Here is a 12227-nt window from a genome sequence, read left to right as displayed (position 1 = left end):
GGTTCAACCGTTCGGCGTTAGGGCCCCGTCAGCGTCGGTCGCCGGACCCGGCAGGGCCTTCTAGCGTCGGCTCCGTGCAGCGGAACGGACCGACGGGCCCGGCCGGCGACCGCCACTGGCGTGGCAGCGCCCGGCTCGCGGTCAGCTGTGCCCTGCTGTTCTGCGCCATGGCCCTGCTCGTCGACTGGGACGCGGGAAGCCTCACGCCCCTGCGCGCCCTGCTCTGGGTCATCCTGACTGCGGCGGTGGGCGCCGTCCTGCTGCCGCCCCTGGTGAGCGCGGGCCCCGGCTGGCTCGCGGTACGCACACCCTGGCGCCGGCACGTCGTCCGCACGGACGCGCTGACGGCCGTACGACAGTACGACGGCCCTTCCTCCCACCTGGTCCTGCGCGACATCCACGGCCACCGCCTGGAGCTCGATCCGCGGACCCTTGCGGCCAACCCGTTGCTCTGGCACGAGCTCGACACGGGTGTGCGCCGCTCACTGGAGCGCGGGACCCTGCGGCAGGGGGCGGATGTCCTGGACCGGCTGGGCCACCGCATCGACGACGCGACGCTGCAGGCGGTCCTCCGGGCATCGGATCTCTCCTGACCAGGCACGGAGGAGCCGGTCCAAGACGACGCCAGACGATCGGGGACGCATGTTCCGCCGCGCGTCGAGCGACACCTCCCCCTGCTCGGTCAGCCCGAGCACGAGGCGCTTGCGCATGCCAGGGGTGACATGCGCGCACCGCGTCGAGTCCGAGTCGTCGACGTGCACCTTCGAGGGGACCACTCAGTGCTTCTCCGCACGCCTCCTGGGCGGCGTCTGCGGCATCGTCGGCGCCTCCCTGGCCGCCTTGCCAGGACGCCGTCCCGCATTCCCGCCGCCATGGCCGCGTTGGAGGCGTGCGTCCCTCGGCGACCGGGGCGTCTATACCTCGATGTGCGAGCCCATGATGACGGTGCGGTCACGGGGCAGGCCGAAGTACTCGGCGGCGTCGGCCGTGATGTAGGACGTGGCGATGAACAGCCGCTTGCGCCAGGGCGCCATCGTCGGCGCCTTGCCCCGCCGCAGGTCGATCTTCGACAGGAAGTACGACGCCTGGTCGAGCTGCAGCGGCCCCTCGGTCTGGCCGGGTCGAGCATGGCCAGGGTGCTGGGCACGTCCGGTGTCTCCATGTAGCCGAACCGGGCGGTGACGTGGATGATCCCGTCGTCGGTGTAGCCGAGGTCGTCGACGACGAGCCGCTGGTCGCCCGGGACGCGGGGCACGGTCTCGGTCTGGATGGAGAGGATCACGACCTGGTCGTGGCGCACGTGGTTGTGTTCGACGTTGGCCCGCATGGCGAGCGGCGCGGTCTGCTTGCCCCGGTTGAGGAAGACAGCCGTACCGGGGATCCGGAGCGTCGGCACCTTCCCACTGCGCAGCTGGTCGATGAACTCGGGCAGCGGGCCTTCCTGCCGGGCGCGTTCCGCGGTGACGATCTCGCGGCCGCGTTGCCAGGTGGTCATGACGGTGAACGCGGTCAGGCCGATCAGCAGCGGCAGCCACGCTCGGCCGCCGTGGCTGTTGCTGACCGCCGCGCTGGGAGCCGAAGGCTTATGTGATCACTGCCTTGATGTGTCGGATGCGGCGCGGCAGGGCGCGACCGGCGCCGCAAGGTGGGCCACCGGGCGTGGTGAAGCCCGCCGCGTGTGCGGCGGGCTTCCCGGGTGCGGAGGTCGTCGGGCTCAGTGATGGGTGAGCATGCCTTCGCGCAGCCGGGCGAGTGTGCGCGACAGGAGCCGGGAGACATGCATCTGGGAGACGCCCAGGTGTTCGCCGATCTGGGCCTGGGTGAGTTCCTCCACGAACCGCATGTGGATGATCCGCCGGTCCCGCTCGTCGAGTTCGGCGATCAGTGGAGCGAGGGCATGGAAGTCCTCGACCAGTTCCAGCGCCTGGTCTTCGCTGCCGATGAAGTCCTGCAGGGCGCTCTCGCCGTCCTCGCTGGTGCCGATCGCTGCATCCAGGGAGGAGGAGTTGTAGCCGTTGGCGGCCAGGCGTGCCTCGCACACCTCTTCCTCGGGCAGGCTCATCAGCTCCGACAGCTCCTTGACCGTCGGGGTACGACCCAAGCGGCTGCGCAGCTCCTCGGTCGCCCTGGCGAGCTGCACGCGAGCCTCCTGCAGCCGGCGCGGCACGTGCACGGCCCAGGACGTGTCGCGGAAGAACCGCTTGATCTCACCGACGATGTAGGGGATGGCGAAGGAGGTGAACTCCGCCTCCCTCGACAGGTCGAACCGGTCGATGGCCTTGATCAGACCGATCATGCCGACCTGGACGATGTCCTCCATCTCCTCCGGCCCCCGGCTGCGGAACCGGCCGGCCGCGAAGCGGACCAGGGACATGTTCATCTCGATCAGCGTGTTCCGCGCGTAGCTGTACTCCGGCGTTCCCTCCTCCAGCACCGCCAGCTGATCGAAGAAGACCTTGGACAGCTCGCGGGCGTCCTTCGGCGCCACCCGGGAGGGGTCAGCGACCTCCGGCAACCGGGCCGTCTGCGTGTCCACTACCCGAGTGCTCGTGAGCGCCATACTGTTCCCCTCCCAAAAGCCGAACCAACCGCTGCTGCCCGCCGAAAGGCCGGCGATGCTGCGGCTACCCCTTCATCCTGCACTCATGTCCGCGCTGCGTACGAATCGGCCCGCGCAGGCGCTCACCCTGCCGGCCCGTTCCAGACCCTCGACCCGGGCGGCCCGCTGCTCACCGGTAACCCGGCGACCGGGCCCTGCCCTTCTTCGCGCCGCGGACCATGCCAGTCCAGGATGAGAACAGTGGCGTCGTCCCTGAGGTTTCCCCGACAGGCGTTCAGCACCGCGGTGGTCAGGCTGCGCACGGCTTCCCTGGGATGTGAAGTGCGGGTGTCCCACACGAGGGATGCCAGGTCGACGGCTCCGGCGCCGCGTTCCTGCATGCCGTCCGTGAGCAGAATCAGACGGTCGCCGGGGCGAAGTTGGAGTTCCTGGACACGGTAGGAGGCGGGGGCTGCCACGCCGAAAGGGAGGTTGACCGCGAGCTGGACCTCTTCGACCTCGGCGGCGCCTCTGCGCAGACGCAGGGGACGCGGATGCCCTGCGTTGACCAGTTCGCAGGTGCCCGTTGCGAGGCCGATGCACAGCAATTGGCCGGTGGCCAGGCCGCGGCTGTGGGTCAGCAGGGCGTCATGGGCGCGCTGCGCCTGCTGAAGTGCGTCACAGCCGCTGCGGCGGGCGCCGCGCATGGCGCCGACCAGGAGCGTGGCGAGCAGCGCGGAGTTGGTGTCGTGTCCCATGGCGTCGGTGATGGACAGGTGCAGTGTGTCGCGATCGAGTGTGTAGTCGTAGGTGTCACCGCCGATGTCGTCGGCCGGCACCAGCCCTGCCGCGAGGGTGAACTGCGGAGCCTCGCAGCAGGAGGCCGAGGGAAGCAACTGATGCTGGATCTCGGCGGCCAGGCTGGTCCGGGTGGTGCGCCGGCCCGCGTGGTACAGGTCGGTGAAACGGCGGTCGGTGACGATGATGTAGGCCAGTGCGTGCGCCGCGTCTTCGATCTGCGCAAGCACGGAGTCGTCGGCGTTCTGCAGCGTCGCCTCCAGCAGACCGATGCAGTCGCCGCGGTTGGTCACCGGCGAGATCACGCGCCGCCCGCCCTGGCCGTCCGGTTCCGCGTGCTGGCGCTGGCTGCGCAGGACCGCTTCGTAGACACTGCCTTCGAGGTCGATCCGCTCGGCGGCGTCCCCCGCGTCGTCCTCGGCCTGTGCGGTCAGGCGCAGCAGCCGCCGACCCACGAGGTCGACGAACAGGAACGACACACGCTCCGCCCCGAAGCGCTTGCGCAGGTCGTTCGCGAGTACCTCGACGGACTCCCCGGGCGGTGCCGCCTCGGCGGCGGCCAGAAGCTGCCCCAGTTCCAGATCCCCGCCACCCATGGCAACCTCCTGTCGGTTGCCGCTCCTTCTTCCCCGGGTTCGCCCCTCGTCACCCGGTCCGTCCGTCACGCCCGCTCGCACGTGTCTTTCCGGCGGAGTCCGGTTGACGCGCCGAGCACGGCTGAGCTGCGGAACGGCGGTACGGCCCCTCAGCGGCGTCGTCCGCCGGCGGTGCCTCGGTTGCCTCGGGGCCGGGCGCTCTGATCAGGCTGATGTCCTCGGCTGAGGCTTACCGCCCTCGGCGCGCAGTTGTTCGTTGATGCGCTGCGCCTCTTCGAGCTGGTCTTCGAGGATGACGATGCGGCAGGCGGCCTCTATGGGGGTGCCCTGGTCGACGAGTTCTCGGGCGCGGGCGGCGATGCGCAGCTGGTAACGCGAGTAGCGGCGATGCCCGCCGTCGGAGCGCAGCGGGGTGATCAGACGGTGTTCACCGAGGGCGCGGAGGAAGGCAGGGGTGGTGCCGAGCATCTCGGCGGCCCGACCCATGGTGTAGGCGGGGTAGTCGTCATCATCGAGAGGGCCGACGGGACGGGTACCGGCAGGCGGCATAGACCTCTTCTTTCAAGACGCGTCGGGGGGCCCGGGTGCCAGAACGGCACCCGGGCCCCGAGCTTTCAACACCATCTACCGGCGCTCTGCGCCGGCCTCTTTTTTCCGCAGGTGTCGCCCGCGGGGGCGGGGCTGCGGGGATCGCGAATGCGTGACCGGGGACCACCTTCCAATCCGGGGCCTTGCGGTACCCGGGCGGACTGCTTCCTCGCCCGGGCGATCCTGATGGCGTTCTGCTCCTTACCTTTCGATTACGCGGATACCGCGGGTGCTGCTCACAGCCCCACTGGGGCCGTGTCCTTCTGACTAGCTGCACAGCAGTTCGTGCCTACTGTGCCCACTTCGACTTCTGGGTACGCGAATTACGTTAACCCTACGACGGCGGAATGTCTACTGCCGCCATGACAGTTTTTCTCGCTGGAGCGTGCGTGTGCTTCTACCCCGGGTGCACTAGGAAGGTGGTGAGGCGGGCCGCGTCGGCGCGCAGGCGAGCGTCGGTCGAGCCCGGCGGTCGCTCACCTGCCGCTCCAGGCGCTGACACCGAGCGGTTCGTCCGTCAGGGCCAGACGGGCGGTGATGCGCTTGCCGACCGGCTCCCGCATGACTTCAAAGCCCTGGCAGACGGCCATGACGATCTCCAGGCCGTGCTGCCCCACCCGGCCCACATCGGCGGCCCGAGCCACCGGCAGCACTGGATCGGAGTCCCACACCTGGACCTCCACCAGAGCACCGACGATCCGCAGATCCAGCAGGATCGGGCCGACGGCGTACTTCTGCGCATTGGTCACCAGCTCGCTCACCACCAGCTGCGTCACCTCCACGGACCGCTGCGAGACCGCGATACCGTGCTCGGCGCGCATCCGGGTCAGGAAACCGGCAGCCGTGTGGCGCGCCTCGGCGATACAGGACCCCTGCCCGTCCAGTGCCACCGCGGCGCTCAGGGGAGCGTCGTCCGAATGGGGCGTCATGCTGTCCTCGCCCACCAAGGCCCGTTCCATCCGCACCGCCTCTGCTACCTCATGCTTCCAGGCGCGGATACCCGTGATCGGGCCGGGCAATCAGGGTGATCGGACTGTCGGCCAGGCCACACAGCGACGTCGCCTCATACGATGCCGGGCACCGCCCAGGACGTTCCGGGAAGGCCCTTCGAGGTGTTTCGGCGGAACCGGTCGCCACCGCCGGCACCCGGCCGGCCCGGGCTGCACTGCTGCATGGTGGGCGAGGGCCCACAGGGAAGGCGCCCTTTCGGCAGGCGCGGCACGCAGAGGCGAGCGCAGGCACGGGTGTCGTCGTCGAGGCCGTCACCGAAACCGTGCAGCGGTTCGGTCAGGGCCTGGATCGCACCGGGCGCGGCTCGCCGGCGCGGCCGGCGGCGAAGGCGAGCAGGGCCTCGTCGCCGTTCGGGCCGGTGCGGTCTTCGCCGGTACGGGCCCCGGTGAGGCAGGCGGTGTCAGCCGCCACAGGGTCCGGATCGACCCCGGATCCTCCACCTTCAGCCCGACGCCTTCGCATGCCGGTTGGCGACCACGGTGGGTCAGCGTCTTGCCGGTGGCTGCATCGGCCTCGGCCGTGAGCGCCGTGGAACCCGCTCGTAGGCGCCTGAAGGCGACATCAGTTCTCGCTCGGCTCTCCGTGGCTCCGCACGACTTCCTTCACCTTGGCCACCGCGAAGCCCCAGCCCTGCGCGACCGTCGGCTTGGCCGGAACGGCGATCTCGTCGGGATTGGTGAGGACATCGAGCAGGACCGGGCCCGGACTGCGCAGGGCGCGGCGCACGGCGGGCTCGACGTCGGCCGGGTCGGTCACGCGGATGCCGGTGATGCCCATGGCCTCGGCCACGGCGGCGAAGTCGGGGTTGTCGAGCACGGTGCCGAACTCAGGCAGACCGGCCTGCTCCTGTTCGAGTTTCACCATGCCCAGGCGACGGTTGTCGAAGACGACGAGCTTGACGGGAAGACGGTACGTCTTCAGGGTCATGAGGTCGCCGAGGAGCATGCTCAGCCCGCCGTCACCGCAGAAGGCCACGACCTGCCGCTCGCGGTCCAGGCACTGGGCGCCGAGGGCCTGGGGCATGGCGTTGGCCATCGAGCCCAGGTTGTAGGAGCCGATGAGGCGCCGCTCGCCGCGCATCTCGACGAAGCGCGAGAGCCACACGGTGGCCATGCCCGTGTCGGAGGTGAAGACGGCGTCGTCGGCCGCGACCCGGTCGACGGCCGCGGCCAGGGCCTCCGGGCGGATGTCGTGGGCGCGGTTGTCCAGCGCGGAGCGGACTCGGCCCAGCAGGCCCTTGTCGTGCGACGGGTCGGCGAGCCGTGCCTGACCGGCGCGCCACCGGTCGAATCGTTCACGCGCCGTGTCCAGGTGGGAGCGGTCGCGGGCGCCGCCCGGACCGGGGCCGTCCGCGAGGTGGCCCAGGAGGTCACGCACGGTGGCGCCGGTGTCCCCGACGAGCCCGACCTCGACCGGTACACGGCGTCCGATGTGGGTGGCCTCGGTGTCGACCTGGATGACGGTCCGGCCCTCGGGATACCAGTCACGGTAGGGGAAGTCGGTGCCGAGCAGGAGGATCGTGTCCGCGTCCTGCAAGGCCGATGCGGCGGCGGGGTTGCCGATCAGTCCCGTCTGGCCGACCTGGAAGGGGTTGGTCTCGCCCTCGTAACCCGCCTTGGCCTTCAGGGTGAGGACCATCGGTGCGGCCAGACGGTCGGCCAGAGCGAGGACGTCCTCGCGGGCCGCGCGGGCGCCCTCCCCGACGAGCAGGGTGACCCGTTCGGAGCGGTCGAGGAGTTCCGCGGCGCGGCGGACGGCCGACTCGTCGGGCCGGCTCACTGGAGGGTTCAGGGAGAACCGGGACGGCCGGTCGGCGGTCAGCTCCCGCTCGCCCAGGTCGCCCGGCACGGTGAGTACGGCGACGCCCTTGCGGCCACGTGCGGTGCGCACCGCCGTCTCCAGCATCTGCGGCAGCTGGTCGGGCGAGGTGACGGTGGCGCGGAAGACGGCCACGTCGCTGAAGAGGGCGTCGTTGTCCACCTCCTGGAAGTAGTCGCTGCCGAGTTCGGCGAGCGGCACCTGGCCCGCGATCGCCAGAACTGGGGCGTGGCTCTTGGCCGCGTCGTACAGCCCGTTGAGGAGGTGGACGGAACCCGGTCCGACGGTGCCCATGCACACCCCGAGCGTTCCGGTGAGCTGCGACTGGGCGCTCGCGGCGAAGGCCGCCGCCTCCTCGTGCCGACAGCCCACCCATTCCAGGCCGTCGGTGGTGCGGATGGCGTCGGTCAGCGGATTGAGCGCGTCTCCCACGACGCCGAACACCTGGCGCACGCCGAGTTCGCTCAGCGCGTCCACGATGGCGCGGGCAACGGTACGGGCCATGTGAGTCCTCCGGGTCAGATGGTGAAGCGGTCGGGGTCGGCGGCGTTCCAGTCGGCCGCCCAGGAGGCCGGCGGCTCGGCGAGCAACTGCCCCGGCTCAAGCCACTCGTACAGTTCCTCGTAGGAACGCTCGGTGACGGGGTCGACGCGCCGTCGGAGCATGTGCGGACGCAGTTGGGCGGGGTCGGTGACGCCCATGGACGCCATGATCTGCAAGGCGCTGGCCACGGTCGCTTCCTGGAAGCGCTGTACGCGTGCCGTTTTGTCGGGGACGTGGAGGGCGCGGGCTCGGCGGGGGTCCTGGGTCGTGACGCCGGTGGGGCAGGTGTTCGTGTGGCACCGCTGCGCCTGGATGCAGCCGACGGCGAACATCATCGCCCGCGCGGCGTTGCCGTAGTCGGCACCCTGCACCATGCGTTTGACCAGGTCGGTCCCGGTGGCGATCTTGCCGCTCGCGCCGATCTTGATGCGGTCGCGCAGGCCCGTGCCCACGAGGGCGTTGTGCACGGTGAGCAGCCCCTCGGTGAGCGGGGTACCCACATGGTCCGCGAACTCCAGCGGCGCCGCACCGGTGCCGCCCTCGGCGCCGTCGACCACGATGAAGTCGGGTGCCGTGCCTTCCTCCAGCATGGCCTTGCACACGGCCAGGAACTGCCGGCGCGAGCCCACGCAGAGCTTGAACCCGGCGGGCTTGCCACCGGACAGCTCCCGCATGCGGGCGACGAAGCGCACGAGTTCGCGCGGGGTGGAGAACACCCGGTGGTACGGCGGAGAGACGACCGTCCGTCCTTGCGGCACGTCCCGGACCCGGGCTATCTCGGCGTTCACCTTGGCGCCCGGGAGCACACCGCCGATGCCGGGCTTGGCTCCCTGCGACAGTTTCAGGGACACGCACTTGACGTGTTCGTGCGCGGCCTTGTCGGCGAACTCGGCCGCGTCGAAGTCGCCTTGCCCGGTACGGCAGCCGAAGTATCCGGTGCCGATCTCCCATACCAGGTCCCCACCGGGACGCAGGTGGTGCTCCGACAGCCCGCCCTCACCGGTGTCCTGTGCGAAACCTCCCGCCGCCGCACCCCCGTTGAGAGCGAGGACGGCGTTGGCGGACAGTGAGCCGAAGCTCATCGCGGAGACGTTCAGCAGCGCCATGTCGTAGGGCCGGCCGCAGTCCGGACCGCCGATCCGCACGCGCGGCGGGGCCTTCGGGACCGGTCGCGGCGCCATCGACGGCACCAGGAACTCGTGACCGGGCTGGTACACGTCCCGTTCGGTGCCGTACGGTTCCTCCGCGTCGGTGCCCTTGGCCCGCTCGTAGACGATGCTGCGCACGTCCCGGTCGAAGGGTCGTCCATCGTAGTTCCGCTCGATGAAGTACTGCTGAAGCTCCGGACGGATGCGCTCCATGAGGAAGCGGGCGTGACCGAGGACCGGATAGTTGCGCAACACCGAATGCCGGCGCTGCAGCAGATCCCATGCGCCCACCAAACCCAGCAGCATCACCGGTACGGCGACGATCAGCCACCAAGGGGAGATCCAGGCCGCTGCCAGGGACGCCAGTACACCTGCGACGAGAGTCAGGACGACGATTGCGATGCGTGTCACCCCTTGCTCATTGCCGGGCGATCGCTGTCCAGTCCTGGGAGACGTCCTCGGGTCACCGGCGCCGGGGCGGCAGGCGTCCACCGGAGAGAGCGGCGTACGGTGCCGCCGACTCCGAAGACTCCGCTGCCGCGCCCGGCCGGCGTCGAGCAGATGCGCTTCCGGCCGCGGAGGCCGGGTGACCGGCGTCCGCGGAGGCCGACAGGTCAACGGCGGCCGCGACGAACTCAGCGAAGGCCCCGCCGGGATGGTTCCCGACAGGGCTCCGCCGTATCACCCGCCATCACACGGAGGCCCCGCGACGAACTCCGGGCGTGATCAGCGGGAACTCGGGAGGGGCTGCTCGGACCAGATGGTCTTGTGGTTCCGGCCGTGGCGGCAGCCCCAGCGCTCGGCGAGCCGGGCGACGAGGAACAGGCCGCGTCCGCCCTCGTCGGTGGTGCGAGCGCGGCGCAGGCGAGGTTGGGCGGTGTTGGAGTCGGTGACCTCGCAGATGAGAACACCGTGGCGGATCAGCCGCAGCTCCGCCGGCGGACGACCGTGGCGGATCGCGTTGGTGACCAGCTCGCTGACGATGAGTTCGGTGGTGAAGAGGAGGTCGTCCAACCCCCATGCGGTGAGTTGGCGGGTCGCCCATGCCCGGGCATCGCAGACAGCAGCCGGATCGGCCGGTATCCGCCAGTGAGCGGTGTCCTCGGCCGGTACGGCGCGGGTGCGTGCCAGCAGCAGGGTCACGTCGTCACGCGGTGCTTCGCCCACCAGATCGCCGAGGAGGGCCCTGCCGGTCTCGCCCAGGGCGCGGTCCGGGCGACAGGAGGTGGCGAGGGCATCGGTCAGCCGCTTGAGCCCGTCGTCGCTGTCGTGCGCGCCGCGGTGGACCAGGCCGTCGGTGTAGAGCGCGAGGACGCTGCCCGGCTCGAGGTCGATCACGGTCGTCTCGTACGGCATGCCGCAGACGGCGAGGGGCGGCCCTGGGGAGACGTCGACGGCTTCAGTGGTTCCGTCGGGCCGTACCAGCACGGGCGGCGGGTGCCCGGCACTGGCCATGGCACAGCGTCGGGTGACCGGGTCGTAGACCGCGTACAGGCAGGTGGCGCCCATGACGTCGTGGTCGCCCGGTGGTGCTTCCGCCGCGAGGCGCTGGACCAGGTCGGCGATCCGCGTGAGCAACTCGTCCGGCTCCAGTTCGAGGTCGGCGAGGGTCTGGATGGCGGCGCGCAGACGGCCCATGGTGGCGCTGGCGGGTATGCCGTGGCCGATCACGTCTCCGGCGACGAGGGCCAGCCGGAGCGAGGGCAGGCGGATGGCGTCGTACCAGTCGCCGCTCGTGCCGGCCCCACGCCCTGTGGGCAGGTAGACGCCGGCGGTCTCGGCCGCCGGGGTGTCGGTCGTGGCCGGAGGGAGGAGCCTTTGCTGCAGGGCCATGGCCGCTCTGTGCTCGCGTGTGTAGCGGCGGGCGTTGTCGATGGCCAGTGCTCCCCGTGAGGCGATCTGCCGCATGAGATCCACCTCGTCCTCGGTGAACGGTTCGGACGGGCCGGTTCGCCAGATCACGATCGCGCCGAGGGTGAGGCCGTGGGCGTGCAGCGGCGCCACCATCACCGTGTGGGTGTCCTGCGGGAGGAACTCCTCGACACACGGTGGGCCGCCGATCAGGGCGGTGTAGTCGTCCCGGCCGTAGACGACCGTCTCGCCGCGCCGGAAGCGGAGCAGGAGGGGGTGGTCGGACAGGGGTGGGACGAGGTTGCCGCGCTGGATGCCGGGCGGCCAGGCCGCCGTGGTCGGCGCCAGGGCCGCGATGCGCAGGTGCAGATCTCCTCCGCCCAGCCGCCCGGCGGGTTCGTCACCGTCGAAGACGGCGTGCGCGAGGTCGACCGCGGCGAGATCACCGAAGGTGGGTACGAGGACGTCCGCGAGATCCTGCCCGGTCCGCACGACATCCAGGGACCCTCCCACGCGCTCGGCAACCTCATGGGCGAGATCCAGCTGCCGACGGGCACGCAGTTGGTCGGTGTCGTCTATGTACAGGGCTGCGACCCCCGCGGGGCGTCCTCGCGCGTCCTCCAGGGGGAAGGCGGACAGCGACAGCGCGTGCCGCCGCGCCGGGCGGTGCCGCCAGCTCACTCGCTGGTTCCTGTGGATCACCGGGACACCCGTCTCGAGCACCTGCCGCAGCACCGCCTCGATGCTCTCGGCGTCCTCGGCACACAGCACGTCTCCCAGTCGGGTGCCGGGCTGTATCGGACGGCCGTCCGGAGTGTCCGGCATGGCGTTCGTCTGCACGGTGGTGAGATCCGTGTCGTGCAGGGCGATCGTGATCCGGTTCTGTGCGGACAGTGCGCGCAGGAGAGCTGCGCCATGCCGGCGGTCGGCGACATGAGGGGTGGGGGCCGCGAGCACGAGGAAGTCCGCCGAGCCCTTCACCTGTGTGGTACGGAATGTGACGTCGATCGTGTTGCCGCGCTGGTGGCGCAGTCGTATCCGGCCGGTCGTCGGCCACAGCGTGACCTTGCGCGGGCCGTGCGGGAGGTCGGCCACCAGTTCCTGCACGGGGCGGCCGTGGACCTCGTCGGCGCTGAACCCGGTCAGTTCCTGTGCTGTGCAGGTCCACCCCACCACCGTGCCTCGACCGTCGAGCACGGCCGCGGCCAGACCTTCGAAGGCGGGCGGTTCACCGCCGGGGGTGCCGACGACGCTCGTCGCTCCTCGGGAGGCGCCTGCCGGGTCGGGGTTTTCAACAGTCGGTGTGTCCATGTCTCTGGCTTCCGTTGCGAGGGT

The 12227-nt window shown here is 70.6% G+C and carries 9 protein-coding genes and 1 pseudogene; 1 reads left to right on the top strand and 9 read right to left on the bottom strand.

Going from position 1 to position 12227, the window contains the following annotated elements; translation table 11 throughout:
• The first annotated feature begins 74 nt into the window (after positions 1-74).
• A complete protein-coding gene (locus ACIHEJ_RS09615) occupies positions 75-593 on the top strand; it encodes a hypothetical protein (protein ID WP_400133597.1) in 519 nt (172 codons plus the stop codon).
• Between the two features lie 321 nt (positions 594-914).
• On the opposite strand, the gene ACIHEJ_RS09610 is transcribed toward ACIHEJ_RS09615, so the two are convergent.
• The 9 genes and pseudogenes from ACIHEJ_RS09610 to ACIHEJ_RS09570 all read right to left on the bottom strand — a co-directional run bounded on the left by ACIHEJ_RS09610 (position 915) and on the right by ACIHEJ_RS09570 (position 12203).
• The gene (locus tag ACIHEJ_RS09610) at positions 915-1058 is read right to left on the bottom strand and encodes a hypothetical protein (RefSeq protein WP_400134015.1); all 144 of its coding nucleotides are present in this window, start codon (positions 1056-1058) and stop codon (positions 915-917) included.
• 131 nt (positions 1059-1189) lie between these two features.
• Positions 1190-1327 (bottom strand): annotated as a pseudogene (locus tag ACIHEJ_RS09605) (hypothetical protein); the annotation flags it as partial.
• Positions 1328-1714: 387 nt separating this feature from the next.
• Positions 1715-2560 carry an RNA polymerase sigma factor SigF gene (locus ACIHEJ_RS09600; protein WP_400133595.1) on the bottom strand — a complete coding sequence of 282 codons (846 nt, stop codon included), beginning with the start codon at positions 2558-2560 and terminating at the stop codon, positions 1715-1717.
• A 122-nt stretch (positions 2561-2682) separates the two neighbouring features.
• Positions 2683-3933 carry a PP2C family protein-serine/threonine phosphatase gene (locus ACIHEJ_RS09595; RefSeq protein WP_400133594.1) on the bottom strand — a complete coding sequence of 417 codons (1251 nt, stop codon included), beginning with the start codon at positions 3931-3933 and terminating at the stop codon, positions 2683-2685.
• Between the two features lie 204 nt (positions 3934-4137).
• Complete coding sequence (locus tag ACIHEJ_RS09590) at positions 4138-4482, bottom strand: MerR family transcriptional regulator (RefSeq protein WP_400133592.1); 345 nt, start codon at positions 4480-4482, stop codon at positions 4138-4140.
• A gap of 515 nt (positions 4483-4997) precedes the next feature.
• Positions 4998-5450 (bottom strand): ATP-binding protein, encoded by a 453-nt coding sequence (locus tag ACIHEJ_RS09585; protein WP_400133590.1) that lies wholly within the window; start codon positions 5448-5450, stop codon positions 4998-5000.
• 643 nt (positions 5451-6093) lie between these two features.
• The gene (locus ACIHEJ_RS09580; protein ID WP_400133589.1) at positions 6094-7854 is read right to left on the bottom strand and encodes a thiamine pyrophosphate-dependent enzyme; all 1761 of its coding nucleotides are present in this window, start codon (positions 7852-7854) and stop codon (positions 6094-6096) included.
• 14 nt (positions 7855-7868) lie between these two features.
• Positions 7869-9452: an FMN-binding glutamate synthase family protein gene (locus tag ACIHEJ_RS09575; RefSeq protein WP_400133587.1), complete on the bottom strand. Its 1584-nt coding sequence runs from the start codon at positions 9450-9452 to the stop codon at positions 7869-7871.
• Positions 9453-9767: 315 nt separating this feature from the next.
• Positions 9768-12203, bottom strand: coding sequence for a SpoIIE family protein phosphatase (locus ACIHEJ_RS09570; RefSeq protein WP_400133585.1), 2436 nt, complete (start codon positions 12201-12203; stop codon positions 9768-9770).
• Between the last annotated feature and the right edge of the window lie 24 nt (positions 12204-12227).

It is taken from the genome of Streptomyces sp. NPDC052301, assembly GCF_044593395.1.
Taxonomy (GTDB): Bacteria; Actinomycetota; Actinomycetes; order Streptomycetales; family Streptomycetaceae; genus Streptomyces.
Note: the sequence above shows the minus strand (reverse complement) of the source record. Positions and strands in the feature narration are given on the sequence as shown.

Excerpts from the sequence above, each read along its gene's own strand:
- ACIHEJ_RS09600 (WP_400133595.1), bottom strand. The coding sequence starts at position 2,560 with ATGGCGCTCACGAGCACTCGGGTAGTGGACACGCAGACGGCCCGGTTG.
- ACIHEJ_RS09595 (WP_400133594.1), bottom strand. The coding sequence starts at position 3,933 with ATGGGTGGCGGGGATCTGGAACTGGGGCAGCTTCTGGCCGCCGCCGAG.
- ACIHEJ_RS09590 (WP_400133592.1), bottom strand. The coding sequence starts at position 4,482 with ATGCCGCCTGCCGGTACCCGTCCCGTCGGCCCTCTCGATGATGACGAC.
- ACIHEJ_RS09585 (WP_400133590.1), bottom strand. The coding sequence starts at position 5,450 with ATGACGCCCCATTCGGACGACGCTCCCCTGAGCGCCGCGGTGGCACTG.
- ACIHEJ_RS09580 (WP_400133589.1), bottom strand. The coding sequence starts at position 7,854 with ATGGCCCGTACCGTTGCCCGCGCCATCGTGGACGCGCTGAGCGAACTC.
- ACIHEJ_RS09570 (WP_400133585.1), bottom strand. The coding sequence starts at position 12,203 with ATGGACACACCGACTGTTGAAAACCCCGACCCGGCAGGCGCCTCCCGA.